A 16957-nucleotide genomic window follows, 5' to 3' on the forward strand; every position below is an offset into this window, starting at 1 on the left:
GCCGGGCCGGCGGCGGGCCGGGTCCAGCCACCCCCTTCGACCCTCCCAGACACGAGGAGGCCCGCACAGGCACCGGTCCCATAGCGAGGAGGAACTGCAGTGAACAAAGAGCTCGACTACCAGAAGATCAAGGACGCGGCCGAGGCGTACCGTCCCCAGATGACCGCCTTCCTGCGTGCCATGATCTCCAAGCCCAGCGAGAGCTGCGAGGAGGGCGAGGTCGTCGCCGTCATCAAGGCCGAGATGGAGAAGCTCGGCTTCGACGAGGTCAAGGTCGACGGTCTCGGCAACGTCATGGGCTTCATGGGCGACGGCGACAAGATCATCGCCCTGGACGGCCACATCGACACCGTGGGCATCGGCAACATCGACAACTGGAACGCCGACCCCTACGAGGGCTATGAGACCGACGACGTCATCTACGGCCGCGGCGGCTCCGACCAGGAGGGCGGCGTCTGCTCCGCCACCTACGCCGCCAAGATCATGAAGGACCTCGGCCTCATCCCCGAGGGCTACAAGATCATGGTCGTCGGCACCGTCCAGGAAGAGGACTGCGACGGCATGTGCTGGCAGTACATCTACAACAAGGACGGCATCAAGCCCGAGTTCGTGATCTCCACCGAGCCCACCGACGGTGGCATCTACCGCGGCCACCGCGGCCGTATGGAGATCCGCGTGGACGTCAAGGGCGTCTCCTGCCACGGCTCCGCCCCCGAGCGCGGCGACAACGCCATCTACAAGATGGCCGACATCATCGCCGACGTCCGCGACCTCAACAACAACGGCTGCGACGAGTCCACCGAGATCCGCGGCCTCGTGAAGATGCTCGACCCCAAGTACAACCCCGAGCACTTCGAGGACGCCCGCTTCCTGGGCCGTGGCACCTGCACCGTCTCCCAGATCTTCTACACCTCGCCCTCGCGCTGCGCCGTGGCCGACTCCTGCTCCATCTCCATCGACCGCCGCATGACCGCCGGCGAGACCTGGGAGAGCTGCCTCCAGGAGATCCGCGACCTCCCCGCGGTGAAGAAGTACGGCGACGACGTCCAGGTCTCCATGTACAACTACGACCGTCCCAGCTGGACGGGCGAGGTCTACGAGACCGAGGCCTACTTCCCCACGTGGATCAACAAGGAGTCCGCGCCCCACGTGGCCGCCATGGTGGAGGCCCACAAGGCCCTCTTCGGCGACGAGCGCCAGGGACCCGACTGCGCCATGGACCTGCGTCACCGCCCCCTCGTGGACAAGTGGACCTTCTCCACTAACTGCGTGGCCATCCAGGGTCGCTACGGCATCCCCTGCGTGGGCTACGGCCCCGGCGCCGAGTCCCAGGCCCACGCCCCCAACGAGGTCACCTACAAGGACGACCTCGTGACCGCCGCCGCCCTCTACGTGGCCTCCGTCAACCTCTACGACGGCGACGCCGTCTGCGAGTCCGCCACCGAGTTCCGCGCCGACAACCTCGGCACCGACAACGACGGCGAGTAACCCCGGTTCCCTGCGGCGGGGCCCTGCGGCCCCGCCGCCCCATCGACCACGAAGAAAGGCACCCATGGACGCTCAGCTTCAGAAGCTCATCGACAAGCTCGACACCCTCGACTTCTCGGACATGTACGAGAACGACTTCCTGCTCACCTGGGACAAGTCCAAGGACGACCTCGAGGCCGTCATCGCCGTCGCCAACGCCCTCCGCAACCTCCGCGAGCGCAACATCAGCCCGCGCATCTTCGACTCGGGCCTCGGCATCTCCATCTTCCGTGACAACTCCACCCGCACCCGCTTCTCCTTCGCGAGCGCCTGCAACATGCTCGGCCTGACCGTCCAGGACCTCGACGAGAAGAAGTCCCAGATCGCCCACGGCGAGACCGTGCGCGAGACGGCCACCATGGTCTCCTTCATGGCCGACGTCATCGGCGTCCGCGACGACATGTACATCGGCGAGGGCCACAAGTACCAGAAGGAGGTCATCGCCTCGGTCGACGAGTCCTACAAGGACGGCATCCTCAACCAGAAGCCGACGCTCGTCTCCCTCCAGTGCGACATCGACCACCCCACGCAGTCCATGGCCGACCTCCTCTACATCGCCGACCAGTTCGGCGGCGTCGAGAACCTCAAGGGCAAGAAGATCGCCATGTCCTGGGCCTACTCGCCCAGCTACGCCAAGCCCCTCTCCGTGCCCCAGGCCATCATCGGCCTCATGACCCGCTTCGGCATGGACGTCGTCCTGGCCCACCCCGAGGGCTACGACGTCATGCCCGAGGTCGAGGACGTGGCCCGCAAGAACGCCCAGGAGTCCGGCGGCACCTTCACCAAGACCAACGACATGGCCGAGGCCTTCAAGGACGCCGACATCGTGATCCCCAAGAGCTGGGCCCCGTTCGTGGGTATGGAGGAGCGCACCAAGCTCTACGCCGCCGGCGACTTCGACGGCATCGACGCCCTCGAGCAGAAGCTCCTCGAGCAGAACAAGCAGCACATGGACTGGGTGACCACCCCCGAGCTCATGGCCACCACCAACAACGCCATCTACATGCACCCGCTGCCCGCCGACATCGAGGGTGTCTCCTGCGAGCACGGCGAGGTCACCAACGACGTCTTCGAGGCGCACCGCGTGGGCATGTACAAGGAGGCCAGCTACAAGCCGTACGCCATCGCGGCCATGATCTTCCTGGCCAAGTGCAAGGACCCGCAGGCCACCCTGCGCGCCCTCGACGCCGCCGACAAGCCCCGTCTCTTCCAGGAGAAGTAAGCTGGACCCACACGCCCGTGGGGCCTGAGGGTACATAGCTTCCACCGGGCCGGGCGCGACCGATCGTGCCCGGCCCGGTCTGTATGGGTCGGATCTTCCGGGGGAGGGGAGAGGGATGAGGCCTTCGGTACATGCGTCGCTGGTTGACGGGGATGGTTCCCGGTTCTTCGGGCCGGGGCCCTACCGGCTCCTGGAGGGCGTCGACCGCCTCGGGAGTCTCTCCGCCGTGGCACGCGAGATGGGCATGAGCTACTCCAAGGCCAACCGCGTGGTCAAGAACGCCGAGCAGGCCTGCGGCTTTCCGCTGCTGGCCCGCCGTATCGGCGGCGCCGACGGCGGCTCGTCGGAGCTCACGCCCCGGGGCGCCGACCTCCTCGCGCGCTACCGCGCCTTCGAGGCCGCCTGCTCCGACGCCGCGGACGCCGCGTTCGCCTCGTGCTTCGAGGGGCTCTTCGGCATGCCCCGGTGCGCCTGCGTGGTGCTCGCCAACGGCCGCTCGGAGCGGTTCGGCTCCCAGAAGCTCCTCGCCGACCTCGACGGCCGGCCGGTGCTCGCGCACACGCTCACCGCGCTGCCCGAGGGGCTCCTCGACACCGTGGTGGCGGCGGCCCCCGGGCCCGTCGCGGACCTCGCCGAGGGCCTGGGCCTTACCTGCGTGGCCCCCGACGGCCCCGACATCTCCGACTCCGTGAGGGCCGGCCTCTCCGCCGTGGGCGACGCGGCCGGCTGCCTCTTCGTCTGCGGGGACCAGCCCCGGCTCGCGCCCGGGGACGTCTCCGCCCTCGTCGCCTGTCACCAGGCCAACCCCGGCGCCGTCGTCCGACTCGCGTCCGACGGCGAGCCCGGCAACCCCGTGCTCTGGCCGCGCGACCTGTTCGGCGCCCTGGCCGGCGTCGAGGGCGATCGCGGGGGCGCCGCGCTCATCGCCTCCAGGCCCGACGTCGCCGCGCGCGTGGTGACCGTGGAGGCCCTGGGGCCGGATTCCGTCGCCGACGTCGACACGCCCGAGGAGCTCCGGCGCCTCGGCTCCTGCCAGTGAAGGAGGACAAGCACACCATGAAACTCATCGCCGACGGCATCCTCGTCACCCCCGCCGGGCCCGTGCGGGGCGACCTCGTCCTTGACGGCGGCTCCATCGCCGACGTCGTCCCCGGCGGCGTGGCCTCGCGCGACGGCTTCGACGAGGTCTACGACGCGTCGGGCTGCTACGTCTACCCCGGCTTCATCGACGCCCACACCCACATGCAGTGCTGGACCGGCATGGACTGGACCGCCGACTCCTTCGAGAGCGGCACCCGTGCGGCGGCCTGCGGCGGCACCACCACCATCGTGGACTACGCCACCCAGGACCGCGGCACCACCATGCCCGACGCCCTGGCCGAGTGGCACCGCCGCGCCGACGGCACGTGCACGGCCAACTACGGCTTCCACATGGCCATCGCCGAGTGGAACGATGAGACCAAGGCCGACATCCCGGCCATGTTCGACGCCGGCGTGACCTCGTTCAAGACGTACTTCGCCTACGACCACCTGCGCCTCCCCGACGACCAGATGCTCGACGTCCTCGAGACCATAAGGCCCGGGGGCGGCATCCTCTGCGTCCACTGCGAGAACGGCGACCTCGTGGACAGCCTCCAGCGGCGCGTCTTCGACGCCGGTGTCACCGGCCCCGAGGGCCATCCCATGAGCCGCCCGGCCATCTGCGAGGCCGAGGCGATCTCGCGCCTCATGTACCTCGCCGAGCTCTCCGGCGCCCGCGTCAACGTGGTGCACCTCTCCACGGCCCTGGGCCTCGAGGCCATCGAGGCCGCCAAGGCCCGCGGCGTGGACGTGTGCGTGGAGTCGTGCCCGCAGTACCTCATCCTCGACGACACGTGCTTCCTCGAGCCCGACTTCCAGGGCGCCAAGTACGTCATGAGCCCGCCTCCCCGCAAGCCCCACGACCGTTCCGTGCTGCAGGACGCCCTGGTGGACGGCTCCATCGACACCCTGGCCACCGACCACTGCTCCTTCAACCTCTTCGGCCAGAAGGACCGTGGCGTCGGCGACTTCCGCAAGATCCCCAACGGCGGCCCCGGCGTGGAGCACCGGCCCGCCCTCATCCACACGCTCTTCGCCGACGAGCTGGGCCCCGAGGACTTCTGCCGGCTCATGAGCGAGAACCCCGCCCGCGTGTTCGGCATGTATCCCGAGAAGGGCCGGCTGGCCGCCGGCTCGGACGCCGACGTCTGCGTGTGGGACCCCTCCGTGGCCTGGACCATCTCGGTCAAGAACCAGCACCAGGCCGTGGACTACACCCCCTACGAGGGCTTCGAGGCCCAGGGCATGCCCCGCTACGTGTTCGTCAACGGCGAGCTCGCCGCCGAGAACGGCGAGCCCACCGGCGCCAAGCCCGGCCGCTACGTGCCGCGCCACGCCGGCTGCGAGCCGCGCCGCATCGACGACGGCCCCGAGGTCCCGTAAGGCCCCTGCGGCCGATGCGGCCGCTTTCCGTCCCGGTCATCCGCCCCGCCGGCCGGCGGGGGAGACAACGATAGGAGAACCCATGAACAACCGCGCCGTCACCACCGTCAACGCCCCCGCCGCCATCGGCCCCTACAGCCAGGCCGTGGCCGCCGAGGGCCTCTCGATCAACGTCTCGGGCCAGCTTCCCATCGACCCGGCCACCGGCGAGTTCGCCGGCGACGACATCGCCAGCCAGACCCGTCAGAGCCTCACCAACGTCAAGAACATCCTCGCCGAGGCCGGCGCCTCCATGGCCGACGTCGTGGAGACCACCGTGCTGCTCACCGACATCGCCGAGTTCGGCGCCATGAACGAGGTCTACGCCGAGTTCTTCTCCGAGCCCTTCCCGGCCCGCGCCGCCTTCCAGGTGGTGGCCCTGCCCAAGGGCGCCAAAGTCGAGATCAAGGCCGTGGCCCGCGTCTAGCGTGACAGCGGTGCCTGGCCCATCTGTCACTTCGCACATTCCAAGATCTATGTAATTCCGGAGGCCCCGGGGAGCGGCGCGCAGCCGGCTCCCCGGGGCCTCCGCTCGGTAACGCCGGCCGGGCTCCGGGCCTTCTGGGACAGAAGTGTCCGGGGGGTGGGACAGAAGTGCCCGGCCATTGGGACAAAAGTGTCCGGGTGGTGGGACGCCTAGAGCTGTCGCACGCGGTCGGCCCGCACGGATCCCGCGCCCACGCGGCCGGGGAAGCCGGCCTCCCGCAGGGCCGCGGCGAACCGCTCGGCCGCGGCCATGGCGGCGCCGTCGCCCGGGTCCACCTGGTTCACGAGGACGGTGCCTGCCAGCCCCTCGGCGGCCACGGCGCGGGCCACGAGCTCCGGCGTGGCCTCGTCGAGCGGGGAGCCGCCCACCAGGCCGCAGAAGGCGTTGGGGCGGTGCACGGCCTCGGCCACCGCGCGGCCGAACCCGGAGGCGCCCACCACGAGCACCGTCGGCCGTGCCCCCTCCGGCACCACGGGCTCCCAGGGGGCGTGGGCCTTGAGCGGCAGCCGCTTGGAGCCGTCGGCCTCCACGAGCACGTAATCGGCCGCCGACGCCAGCGCGGCCACGCCGCAGGAGGGCTCCGCGAGCTTGCCGTGCTCGGCCGGCACGCCCACGCACACCGCCCGGTGGCCCTGGAGGGCCCGGCCCACCTCGTCGGGCGAGGCGTCGCCCAGGAACGGCACGCCGTCGAAGGGCAGCACGCGCGTGGTCGTGGCGAGCACCGCCGTGCCCGGGAGCACCCGGGCGAGGTGGGCGAGGAGCGACGACTTGCCGCCGCTCCCTACCACCGGCGTGACGCCCGGTGCCGTTCGAAGGAAGTCAAGAATATTCATCTGGTTGCCCCACATGGAGTCTGGTAGGTTCCTGACGGGGGAGGGCACGGACGCCGCCCCTTTGCGATATGTTCTCATTGAGACAACGAAACCTCCAGCCGTTAGGAGAGCGACATGCAGATCGACGCCCGCGGCATCACCTGTCCCAAGCCCGTCATCATGACCCTTCAGGCCCTCAAGGAGCTCCTCGCCGGGGAGGCCCTCGAGGTGCTCGTGGACGACGAGACCGCCCGGGGCAACCTCACCCGCCTCGCCTCCGAGAAGGGGTGCGCCCTCACGGTGACCGAGGCCGGCGACCACACCGTCATGACCCTCGTGCCCGAGGGCGCCGTCGAGGTCGCCTCCGCCGAGGAGGAGGCCGCCGCCATCTGCGACCTGTCGGCCACGGTGCCCTCGGTCTTCGCCTTCGGGTCCTCCTCCATGGGCCAGGGCGACCCCGAGCTCGGCCACATCCTCGTGAAGGGCCTCATCTACGCCCTCTCCCAGCAGGACCAGGTGCCCTCCTGCTGCCTGTTCTTCAACGACGGCGCCCGGCTCACCTGCGAGGGGAGCGACACCGTGGAGGACGTCCGCACCCTCGAGGAGCGCGGCTGCAGGATCCTCACCTGCGGCACCTGCCTCGACTTCCACCACCTGCGCGACAGCCTGGCCGTGGGCGGCGTGACCAACCTCTACGAGATCGCCCAGATCCTCTCCGCCCAGCCGGGCGTGGTTACCGTTTAGGGCACTCCCGTCAAGGTCCTTTCGTTTACCGGAAGATTCATGGTGCCCTGTTTTCTAGAGGCCTGAAGTGGCAAAGGCCCTTAGGGGACAGGGCACCGGCCTTGTCATCGTTATTTGTTCTTGAGAACAACGGGGAAGGGAAGTCCCATGCTCGTCTGTGTGCGTGGTGCCGGCGACCTCGCCTCCGGCATCGCCGTGCGTCTTCACCGGGCCGGCTGGCAGGTGGTCATGCTCGATATCGCGGAGCCCACGTCGGTGAGGCGCACGGTGTGCTTCTCAGAGGCGGTGCGGCTGGGCGAGACCCTCGTGGAGGACGTGCGCGGCGTGGCCGTGGCCGGCCCCGACGAGGCCGCGGCCGCGGTGGCCGCCGGCGACGTGGCCGTGATGGTGGACCCCGACGGCCGCTCCATCCCCGCGCTCGCCCCCGACGCTGTCGTGGACGCGATCCTGGCCAAGCGCAACCTCGGCACCGACCTCTCCATGGCCCCCATCGTCGTGGGCGTGGGCCCCGGGTTCACGGCCCCCGACGACGTGGACGCCGCGGTGGAGACTCAGCGCGGCCACGACCTCGGCCGCGTCTACTACCGCGGCACCCCGGCCCCCAACACCGGCATCCCCGGGAACATCGGCGGCTACACCGTGGAGCGGGTGCTCCGCGCCCCGGCCGACGGCGTCTTCAGCGGCGTGGCGTCCATCGGCGACGTGGTGGCCGCCGGCGACGTGGTGGCCACGGTGGACGGCGTGCCCATGGAGGCCACCATCGACGGCGTGCTCCGCGGCCTGCTCCAGGACGGCCTGACCGTCTTCCGCGGCATGAAGGCCGGCGACATCGACCCGCGCTGCGAGGTTTCCAACTGCTTCTCGGTCTCCGACAAGGCCCGGTCCGTCGCCGGCGGCGTCCTGGAGGCCCTGGACCACTTCCGCGCCCGCCCCCGCCGACCCAAGGGAGGGGAGTGACCGTGGCTGACCTCACCGACACCCTGCGCGACCCCCGCTTTGTGGGGGCCGTCGCCCGCTCCTTCGCCCAGGGCCGCCCCACGGTGGTCACCGTGGTGCTGTCGTGCCGCGGCTCCATGCCCCGGGAGGCGTCTGCGGCCATGGCCTACGTGGGCGACGGCTTCATCGGCACCGTGGGCGGCGGCAAGGTGGAGGCCATGGTGCAGGAGCGCTGCCTCGCGGCGGCCGACGGCACCGGCCCCGCCGACGACCTCACCTGGTACACCCACGCCATGACCGGAATGGCCTGCGGCGGCGACGCCCTCGTGGGCATCCACCGGCTGGTGCCGGCCGACGCCGTGTTCCTCGACCGCCTGCTCGACGCCCTCGACGCGGGCGCGGGCCACTGGCTCGAGGCCGCGTGGCCCGAGGAGGGCCCGGCCGCGCTCGCGGTGCGCGACGGGGCGCCTGACGTCCCGGGCCCGGCGTCCCCCGGGGCCAACGAGACCCTCTGGTACCCCGAGGCCCGCACCTACGTGGAGGGGCCCGTGGCGGAGCCCGTGGTCTACGTCTTCGGCGCCGGCCACGTCTCCGCCGCCCTCGTGCCGGCGCTCTCGGCCGTGGGCTTCACCTGCGAGGTGGCCGACGACCGCCCGGCCCTCGCCGTCCCCGAGCGGTTCCCCGACGCCCGCACCGTGCGCTGCGGCGACTTCGTGGACGTGGCCCGGGGGCTTCCCGTCGGCCCGCGCGACTACGTGGTGGTCATGACCCACGGCCATGTGGCCGACCTCGACGTGCTCAAGGCCGTCATGGACCGCCACCCCACCTACGTGGGATGCATCGGCAGCCGCTCCAAGCGCCGCCTGTTCGACGAGGAGCTCCTCTCCGCCGGCATCCCGGCGCCCGAGGTGGCCGCCCTGCACCTGCCCATCGGCGACGACATCGGCGCGGTCACCCCCGCCGAGATCGCCGTGTCGGTGTGCGCCGAGATGGTGCGCCACCGCGCCGGCGGCCCCCATCACCGTTCGTAACAAGGTTCCCAACCCGTGCCGCAGGGGCCGTGGTTACCCATAGGAAAGGACCTATCCATGAAGCCAGTCACCCGTCGCGCCTTCTGCGCCTCCGCCGCCGTCGCCGCTGCCGGCACCCTCGCCGGCTGCGGGCAGTCCCAGGACAAGGCCGACGACACCTCGTCCGACTCCAAGCAGGGCACGGCCGACGACGCCGAGAAGGAGCTCGTGGTCTTCGCCGCCGCCTCCCTCACCGAGTCGCTCACCAAGATCGGCGAGCTCTTCGCCGAGGAGAACTCCTCGCAGCCCAGCTTCAACTTCGACTCCTCGGGCACCCTCAAGACCCAGATCCAGGAGGGCGCGCCCTGCGACGTGTTCATCTCGGCCGCCCAGAAGCAGATGAACCAGCTCGAGGCCGGCAACGAGGCCAACACCGAGGACCTCGACCTCGTGGAGCCCGACACCCGCCTCGACCTCCTCGAGAACAAGGTCGTGCTCGTGGTGCCCGACGGCAACCCCGCCGCCATCGACTCCTTCGAGGCCATGGCCCAGAAGCTCTCCTCCGGCGACGTCGTGCTTGCCATGGGCAACGAGGACGTGCCCGTGGGCCAGTACACCCAGAAGATCCTCTCCTACCTCAAGCTCGACGAGGGACAGCTCGCCGACGCCGGCCGCATCACCTACGGCTCCAACGTCAAGGAGGTCACCACGCAGGTGAGCGAGGCCGCCGTGGGCTGCGGCATCGTCTACGCCACCGACGCCTACTCCGCCGGCCTCGACCCCGTGGCCGAGGCCACCGAGGAGATGTGCGGCAAGGTGGTCTACCCCGCCGCCGCCATCAAGGGCGCCGCGCACCTGGACGACGCCAAGAGGTTCCTCGAGTTCTGCCGCGGCTCCAAGGCCTCCGCGGAGTTCGAGGCCGTGGGCTTCACCCCGCTCGCGGGGTAGGGGGGACGCGCCATGGACCTCTTCCCCCTCCTCAACTCGCTGAGGATCGCGGCCATCGCCACGGTGGCGGTCTTCTTCCTGGGCATCGGGCTCGCGGACCTCGTGGCCCGCGCCCCGCGGTGGCTCAAGGGGGTCCTGGACGTGGTGCTCACCCTGCCGCTCGTCCTGCCGCCCACGGTGGTGGGCTACCTGCTCCTGCTCGTCCTGGGGCCCAAGCGGCCCCTGGGCGGGTGGTTCCTCTCCACCTTCGACCTCAGGCTGGTCATGACGTGGTACTCGGCGGTCTTCGCCACCGTGGTGGTGAGCTTCCCGCTCATGTACCGCACGGCCCGGGGCGCCTTCGAGGGGTTCGACGAGCGTCTGGCCCAGGCCGGGCGCACGCTGGGCAAGTCGAACGCGTGGGTGTTCTGGCGCGTGAAGCTGCCCGCCTGCGCCCCCGGCATCGTGGCCGGGGCCGTGCTCGCCTTCGCCCGCGCGCTGGGCGAGTACGGCGCCACCTCCATGGTGGCCGGCTACATCCCCAACCAGACGGCCACCATCTCCACCACGGTCTACCAGCTGTGGCGCACCGGCGACGACGCCGGCGCCCTCAGCTGGGTGCTCGTCAACCTGGCCATCTCGGCCGTGGTGCTCATGGCCATGAACATGTTCGAGCGGCGCGCCCGCGCCCGGAAGGCGGCGTGACATGGCCCTCGACGTGTCGGTGAGGAAGGACCTCGGGTCGTTCAGGCTCGACGTGGAGTTCTCCCTGGAGGGCGACGGCGTGCTCGCCCTGCTCGGCCCCTCGGGCTGCGGCAAGTCGCTCACGCTCGGCTGCATCGCCGGCACCGTGCGCCCCGACGGGGGCCGCATCGTGCTCGACGGCCGCACGCTCTTCGACTCCGAGGCCGGCATCGACCTCCCGCCCCAGGAGCGCCACGTGGGCTACCTCTTTCAGAACTACGCGCTCTTCCCCACGATGACGGTGCTCCAGAACGTCATGTGCGCCGTGCCGGCGCCCGGCCTCAGGGGCGCCGCCGCCCGACGCCGGCGCCGCGAGGCGGCCGAGGCGCAGCTCGCGGCCATGGAGCTCTCGGGCCTCGAGGACCGCAGGCCCTCCCAGCTCTCCGGCGGCCAGCAGCAGCGCGCGGCCCTCGCCCGCATGCTGGCGAGCGAGCCCGCCCTCGTGCTGCTCGACGAGCCGTTCTCGGCCCTGGACGGCCACCTGCGCTGGACCCTCGAGATGGCCCTGGCCGACACCCTCAAGAGCTTTCCCGGCGGCACCGTCTACGTGAGCCACGACCGCGACGAGGTCTACCGCCTCTGCGACCAGGTGTGCGCCGTCGACCGCGGCGTGTCGGACCCGGCGGTGCCCACCAAGCGCTTCTTCGAGGAGCCCGGCACCCGGGCGGCGGCCGTCATCTCCGGCTGCAAGAACATCTCGGCCGCCCGCGCCACGGGCCCCCACGAGGTGGCCTGCGACGACTGGGGCGTCACGCTCGCGTGTGCGGGTGAGGCCGGGCCGGCCACCGACTACGTGGGGCTGCGCGCCCACTACTTCTCCGTTGAGGGGAGCGATAACCCCATCCCCTGCACCGTGGATCGCGTGATCGACAGCACGTTCTCCACCATCGTGATGCTCTCCACCCGGGGGCCCGGGAAGATCCGCTACGAGCTGGACAAGGACGCCTGGGCGGCCCTGGGCGACCCGGACCGGCTCACGCTGCACATCGCCCCCGAACACGTCATGCCGCTCACGGACCGCCGCGCCCGCGCCCTAGGAGGTGCCCATGCTTGACGAGACCGGTCGCTCCATCACCTACCTGCGTCTCTCGGTGACCGACCGCTGCAACTGCCGCTGCCGCTACTGCATGCCGGCCGCCGGTGTGGAGAAGGTCTGCCACTCCGACGTCATGGGCCTCGAGGAGATGGCCGTCGTGGTCGCCGCCTGCGCGAGGCTCGGCGTCACGAAGGTGCGCATCACCGGCGGCGAGCCGCTGGCCCGCCTGGGCGTGGAGCGCCTCGTAGCCATGGTGCGCTCGGTGCCGGGCATCGAGGAGGTGGCCATGACCACCAACGCCACGCTGCTCGCGCCCAAGGCCCGCGCCCTGGTCGACGCCGGCCTCGACCGCGTGAACGTGAGCCTCGACTCCCTGGACCCGGACCGCTACCGCGCCATCACCCGCACGGGGAGCCTCGACGACGCCCTCGCCGGCCTGGCCGCGGCGCGGGAGGCGGGCCTCGGCCCCGTCAAGGTCAACGCCGTGCTCATGGGCGGCGTCAACGAGGCCGACATCCGCCCCCTGGCGGGCCTCGCCAGGGACGGCGCCGTCGCCTCGGTGCGCTTCATCGAGCTCATGCCCATCGGCGAGGCGGCTTCGTGGCCGAGGGCCTCGTTCGTCCCCGCCGAGCGCGTGCTCGAGGAGCTCCCCGAGCTCGCCCCCGTGGGCGCGGACGGTGTGAGCGAGACCTTCTCGGCCCCGGGCTGGCGCGGCACCGTGGGCCTCATCAGGCCCATGAGCCACCGGTTCTGCTCTGGGTGCAACCGCATCCGGGTCACGGCCGACGGCATGCTCAAGGCCTGCCTGCACTCCGGCCGCGAGGTGCCGCTCCGGGGCCTGGCCCCCGACGCCCTCGTGCGCGTCATCGCCGACGAGATCCACCGCAAGCCCGAACGCCACACCATGGACGCCGACCACGCCAGCCAGAGCGCCCGGGCCATGAACGCCATTGGAGGTTGAACCTTGAACGACCTGACCCACGTGAACCGGCAGGGGCGCGCCCGCATGGTGGACGTCTCCGCCAAGGACGCCACCCTGCGCCGCGCCCGCGCCGCCGGCAAGGTGCTCATGGCGCCGTCGACCCTGGAGCTCGTGCGCACCGGCGGCACCAAGAAGGGCGACGTGCTCGGCGTGGCCCAGGTGGCCGGCATCCAGGCCGCCAAGCACTGCTGGGAGCTCGTGCCCATGTGCCACCAGGTGGCGCTCACGGGCGTGGACATCTCCTTCGAGCTCGAGGAGGACGGCGTCGCCGTCGAGGCGGTGTGCACCTGCCGGGGCGAGACCGGCGTGGAGATGGAGGCGCTCTGCGCGGCGTCCGTGGCGGGGCTCACCATCTACGACATGTGCAAGGCGCACCAGCGCGACATGGTCATAGCGGACGTACGCCTCCTCGAGAAGGACGGCGGGAAGAGCGGGCACTTCGTGAGGGAGGACGGACGATGAGCGACGTCAGGGGCACCGTGGTGGCCACGAGCATCAGCACCGAGAAGGGCACGCGCAAGCGGCCGCAGGAGTCAATCGGGCTCGTCGTGGGCTCCGGCGTGGAGGGCGACGCCCACGCGGGCGCCTGGCACCGCCAGGTGAGCCTGCTGCCCGACGAGTCCGTGGACCGCATGCGCGGCCGCGGGTTCGAGCTGTCCGCCGGCGACTTCGCCGAGAACATCCTCACCCGGGGCATCGCCCTCTACGAGCTGCCCGTGGGGACCCTGCTCGAGGTGGGCGACGCCGTCCTGGCCGTCACCCAGATCGGCAAGACCTGCCACAACGACTGCGAGATCCGCCGCACCGTGGGCATGTGCGTCATGCCCACGGACGGCATCTTCGCCGTCGTGGTGCGCCCCGGCACCGTGCGTCCGGGCGACGCCGTCTCCGTCATCCAGATCTAGGGGGTAGAGCCATGAAGAAGATCCCGACCGAGGAGGCCGTCGGCCACGTCCTCGTGCACGACATGACCCAGATCGTCCCCGAGGGGCCGGAACGCTACAAGGGCCCCCGGTTCCGCAAGGGCCACGTGGTGGCCGAGGAGGACGTCCCCGTCCTGCTCTCCATGGGCAAGCGGTTCCTCTACGTCTGGGAGATGGAGCCGGGCATGCTCCACGAGAACGACGCCGCCGAGCGCCTGGCCGCCCTCTGCATGGGCCCCGGCATCTCCCGCGACGGCGACCCCAGCGAGGGCAAGATCGGCCTCTCCGCCGCCCGCGACGGCGTGCTGCTCGTGAACTCCGCGCGCCTCATGGCCGTGAACTCCGTGCCCGACGTCATGGTGGCCACCCGCCGCGGCGACTTCGCCGTGTCGGAGGGCGACGCCGTGGCCGGCACCCGCGTGATCCCGCTCGCCGTGCCCTCCTCGGTGCTCGACGAGGCCGAGGCGGCCGCCGCGGGCGAGCCCCTCCTCGAGGTCCGCCCCTTCACGCTCCGGACGGCCGCCGTCGTGGCCACCGGGTCCGAGGTGGCCTCCGGGCTCATCGAGGACCGCTTCACGCCCGTGGTGGAGGGCAAGCTCGCGGCGTTCGGCATCGAGACCGTCTCGGTGTCGACGCCCGGCGACGACATGGACGACGTCGTGGCCGCCATCCTCGACGCCAAGGCCTCCGGCGTGGACATCGTGGTGTGCACCGGCGGCATGTCGGTGGACCCCGACGACAACACCCCGGGCGCCATCCGCCGCAGCGGGGCCGAGGTCGTCACCTACGGCGCCCCGGTGCTCCCGGGCGCCATGATGTGCCTGGCGTACTTCGACGACGGCACCCCCGTGGTGGGGCTCCCCGGCTGCGTCATGTACGCCGACTCCACGATCTTCGACCTCGTGCTGCCGCGCATCGCGGCCCGCGTGCCCCTGACCCGCGAGGACTTCGTGTCCATGGGGGAGGGCGGCCTCTGCCTGCGCTGCAAGCCGTGCACCTACCCCCACTGCCCCTTCGGCCGCTGACCCCCGCCTGTCCCACCACCCGGACACTTCTGTCCCAATGGTCGGGCACTTCTGTCCCACCTCGCGACCCGCGACACCGCCCGCCCCCGACGCCCCGAGAGGAACGCCATGCCCCGCGCCTGCCCCGACGCACCATTCACCGCCGCCGTCCTCACCGTGTCGGACCGCGGCTCCCGCGGCGAGCGCCCCGACGGCAGCGGCCCCGCGGTCGCCGACCTCCTCGCCGAGAACGGCTTCTCCGTGGTGGACCGCGCCATCGTCCCCGACGGCGTGGAGCCGGTGGCGGCCGCGCTCCGCGGCTACGTGGCGCGCGACGTCGCCCTCGTGGTGACCACCGGCGGCACGGGCTTCTCGCCCCGCGACCTCACGCCCGAGGCCACGCTCCAGGTGGCGGAGCGCCTGTGCCCCGGCATCCCCGAGGCCATGCGCGCGGTGTCCCTGGCCAAGACGCCCCACGGCTGCCTTTCGCGCGAGGTGAGCGGCATCTGCGGCCGCACCCTCATCGTCAACGTGCCGGGCAGCCCGCGGGCGGCCGTGGAGAACCTCTCCGCCGTGGTGGGCGCCGTCTCCCACGGGCTCGCCATGCTCCGCGGCGGCACGGCCGACTGCGCGGCGGGGGCCTAGCATGCGCATCCTCAACGTGTCGGCCCAGAAGCCCGACTCCACCGGCAGCGGCACGTATCTCTCGGCCCTCGTGCGCAGCGAGCTTGCCGCCGGCCACGAGGCCGCGGTGGTCTGCGGCATCGACGACGGCGACCCCCTGGACGCCGTTCCCGCCGGCGCCGCGGTCTACCCCGTGCGCTTCTGCACCGGGGAGCTCCCGTTCCACGTGTGCGGCATGAGCGACGTGATGCCCTACCCGGCCACGCGCTACCGCGACCTCACGCCGGTGATGGAGGAGGCCTTCGTGCGCGCGTTCTCCCGGACGGTGCGCCGGGCCGTGGCGGGGTTCCGCCCCGACGTCGTGGTCTGCCACCACCTCTACCTCGCCACCTCCGTCGTGCGAGAGGTCGTGGACGGCATCCCCGTGGTGGCCGTGAGCCACTCCACGGACCTCCGGCAGCTTCGTCAGCACGGCCTCGGGCGCGACAGGATCGTCCCAGCCGTCCGCGCCCTCGACGGCGTCTGCGCCCTCCACGACGCGCAGGTCGAGGAGATCGCCGACGTCTTCTCCATCGACCCCGGCGCCGTCACGGTGGTGGGCGTGGGCTACGACCCGCAGGTCTTCCACCCCGACCCGGCCGTCCCCCGCGACCCCGGCTCCCTCCTCTTTGTGGGGAAGGTCTGCCGGGCCAAGGGCGTGCCGTCCCTGCTGGCCGCCGTCTCGCGCCTGGAGCGCGAGGGCCGGGGGCCGTCGCGGCTGCGCCTGGCCGGCGGGTGGGGGAGCGCCCAGGCGGAGTGCGACGCCATCCGCGCGGCCGCGGAGGGGCTCTCCACCCCCGTGGAGTTCCTCGGGCGCCTGGACCCGGCGAGCCTCGCGGCGGAGTACCGCGCGGCCGACACCTTCGTGCTGCCGTCGTTCTTCGAGGGCCTGCCCCTCGTGGCCGTGGAGGCCCTGGCCTGCGGCTGCAAGGCGGTGCTCACGGACCTGCCGGGCGTGCGCCCCTGGCTCGCGGCCGGCCTGCCCGACGCCCCGGTGCGCTGGGTGGTGCCGCCCACGGTCACCGACGTCGACAAGCCCCGCCCCGACGAGCTCCCCGCCTTCGAGGAGCGGCTGGCCGGGCGGCTCGCGGCGTCCCTCGCGGACCCGACGCCGTCGCTCGACGCCACGGCCCTCTCCTGGGACGCGGTGCTCGACCGGGTGCTCGCCGCCTCCGGCGCGGCGATGTGACACCGGTGCCTGATCCACCTGTCACGCGCCCTTTTCGATAATTCATGGCCCTGGGGCGCCGGCCCCCGCCCCGCCCTCCGCACCCGGGCCCCGGCTGCACCGGGTCCGGCTCGGGTACACTTCCACCTAGCAACCGATCGAGGGGGAGGTCCCTATGGGTAGGTCCGGCGGCGGCGCGTCTGGTGGCGGGGGAGGCGGCTTCTCCGGCGGCGGCCGGGCATCCGGCGGGTTCTCCGGGGGGTCGCGCTC

General features: G+C 71.7%; 18 protein-coding genes. 17 read left to right on the forward strand and 1 reads right to left on the reverse strand.

Features of this window, described 5'->3' with window-relative positions; all coding sequences use genetic code 11:
* Nucleotides 1-99: 99 nt before the first annotated feature.
* From NFR49_RS09090 to NFR49_RS09110, 5 genes are all read left to right on the forward strand, one after another.
* Nucleotides 100-1488: a YgeY family selenium metabolism-linked hydrolase gene (locus tag NFR49_RS09090; RefSeq protein WP_251159278.1), complete on the forward strand. Its 1389-nt coding sequence runs from the start codon at nucleotides 100-102 to the stop codon at nucleotides 1486-1488.
* 64 nt (nucleotides 1489-1552) lie between these two features.
* On the forward strand, nucleotides 1553-2749 hold the full coding sequence (ygeW, locus tag NFR49_RS09095; protein ID WP_251159279.1) for a knotted carbamoyltransferase YgeW: 1197 nt from the start codon (nucleotides 1553-1555) through the stop codon (nucleotides 2747-2749).
* Between the two features lie 115 nt (nucleotides 2750-2864).
* Nucleotides 2865-3788 (forward strand): NTP transferase domain-containing protein, encoded by a 924-nt coding sequence (locus NFR49_RS09100; protein ID WP_251159280.1) that lies wholly within the window; start codon nucleotides 2865-2867, stop codon nucleotides 3786-3788.
* Nucleotides 3789-3805: 17 nt separating this feature from the next.
* Nucleotides 3806-5212: a dihydropyrimidinase gene (gene hydA / locus NFR49_RS09105; protein ID WP_251159281.1), complete on the forward strand. Its 1407-nt coding sequence runs from the start codon at nucleotides 3806-3808 to the stop codon at nucleotides 5210-5212.
* An 82-nt stretch (nucleotides 5213-5294) separates the two neighbouring features.
* Complete coding sequence (locus tag NFR49_RS09110) at nucleotides 5295-5678, forward strand: Rid family detoxifying hydrolase (protein WP_135978656.1); 384 nt, start codon at nucleotides 5295-5297, stop codon at nucleotides 5676-5678.
* A gap of 209 nt (nucleotides 5679-5887) precedes the next feature.
* On the opposite strand, the gene yqeC is transcribed toward NFR49_RS09110, so the two are convergent.
* Entirely contained in the window at nucleotides 5888-6571 is a 684-nt protein-coding gene (yqeC, locus tag NFR49_RS09115; RefSeq protein WP_251159282.1) for a selenium cofactor biosynthesis protein YqeC, read from the reverse strand.
* Between the two features lie 114 nt (nucleotides 6572-6685).
* On the opposite strand from yqeC, the gene yedF reads away from it, so the two are divergent.
* From yedF to NFR49_RS09175, 12 genes are all read left to right on the forward strand, one after another.
* Nucleotides 6686-7294: a sulfurtransferase-like selenium metabolism protein YedF gene (yedF, locus tag NFR49_RS09120; protein ID WP_251159283.1), complete on the forward strand. Its 609-nt coding sequence runs from the start codon at nucleotides 6686-6688 to the stop codon at nucleotides 7292-7294.
* A gap of 147 nt (nucleotides 7295-7441) precedes the next feature.
* Nucleotides 7442-8251: a selenium-dependent molybdenum cofactor biosynthesis protein YqeB gene (gene yqeB, locus NFR49_RS09125; protein ID WP_251159284.1), complete on the forward strand. Its 810-nt coding sequence runs from the start codon at nucleotides 7442-7444 to the stop codon at nucleotides 8249-8251.
* Nucleotides 8252-8253: 2 nt separating this feature from the next.
* The gene (locus tag NFR49_RS09130) at nucleotides 8254-9261 is read left to right on the forward strand and encodes an XdhC family protein (RefSeq protein ID WP_251159285.1); all 1008 of its coding nucleotides are present in this window, start codon (nucleotides 8254-8256) and stop codon (nucleotides 9259-9261) included.
* A 57-nt stretch (nucleotides 9262-9318) separates the two neighbouring features.
* Nucleotides 9319-10188, forward strand: a complete 870-nt coding sequence (modA, locus tag NFR49_RS09135; protein ID WP_251159286.1) for a molybdate ABC transporter substrate-binding protein — start codon at nucleotides 9319-9321, stop codon at nucleotides 10186-10188.
* 12 nt (nucleotides 10189-10200) lie between these two features.
* Entirely contained in the window at nucleotides 10201-10872 is a 672-nt protein-coding gene (modB, locus tag NFR49_RS09140) for a molybdate ABC transporter permease subunit (RefSeq protein WP_251159287.1), read from the forward strand.
* Nucleotide 10873: 1 nt separating this feature from the next.
* Nucleotides 10874-11965 (forward strand): sulfate/molybdate ABC transporter ATP-binding protein, encoded by a 1092-nt coding sequence (locus NFR49_RS09145; protein ID WP_251159288.1) that lies wholly within the window; start codon nucleotides 10874-10876, stop codon nucleotides 11963-11965.
* Nucleotides 11958-12908, forward strand: coding sequence for a GTP 3',8-cyclase MoaA (gene moaA, locus NFR49_RS09150; protein WP_251159289.1), 951 nt, complete (start codon nucleotides 11958-11960; stop codon nucleotides 12906-12908). The genes NFR49_RS09145 and moaA overlap by 8 nt, the downstream gene beginning before the upstream one ends.
* 3 nt (nucleotides 12909-12911) lie before the next feature.
* Nucleotides 12912-13391 (forward strand): cyclic pyranopterin monophosphate synthase MoaC, encoded by a 480-nt coding sequence (moaC, locus tag NFR49_RS09155; protein ID WP_251159290.1) that lies wholly within the window; start codon nucleotides 12912-12914, stop codon nucleotides 13389-13391.
* The gene (locus NFR49_RS09160; RefSeq protein ID WP_251159291.1) at nucleotides 13388-13834 is read left to right on the forward strand and encodes an MOSC domain-containing protein; all 447 of its coding nucleotides are present in this window, start codon (nucleotides 13388-13390) and stop codon (nucleotides 13832-13834) included. Before moaC ends, NFR49_RS09160 begins: the two co-directional genes overlap by 4 nt.
* Nucleotides 13835-13845: 11 nt before the next feature.
* Entirely contained in the window at nucleotides 13846-14877 is a 1032-nt protein-coding gene (locus NFR49_RS09165) for a molybdopterin-binding protein (protein ID WP_251159292.1), read from the forward strand.
* Between the two features lie 108 nt (nucleotides 14878-14985).
* Complete coding sequence (locus NFR49_RS09170) at nucleotides 14986-15501, forward strand: MogA/MoaB family molybdenum cofactor biosynthesis protein (protein ID WP_251159293.1); 516 nt, start codon at nucleotides 14986-14988, stop codon at nucleotides 15499-15501.
* 1 nt (nucleotide 15502) lies between these two features.
* Complete coding sequence (locus tag NFR49_RS09175) at nucleotides 15503-16708, forward strand: glycosyltransferase family 4 protein (protein ID WP_251159294.1); 1206 nt, start codon at nucleotides 15503-15505, stop codon at nucleotides 16706-16708.
* Nucleotides 16709-16957 lie beyond the last annotated feature (249 nt).

It is taken from the genome of Caniella muris, from assembly GCF_943193035.1.
Classification (GTDB): domain Bacteria; phylum Actinomycetota; class Coriobacteriia; order Coriobacteriales; family Atopobiaceae; genus Granulimonas; species Granulimonas faecalis.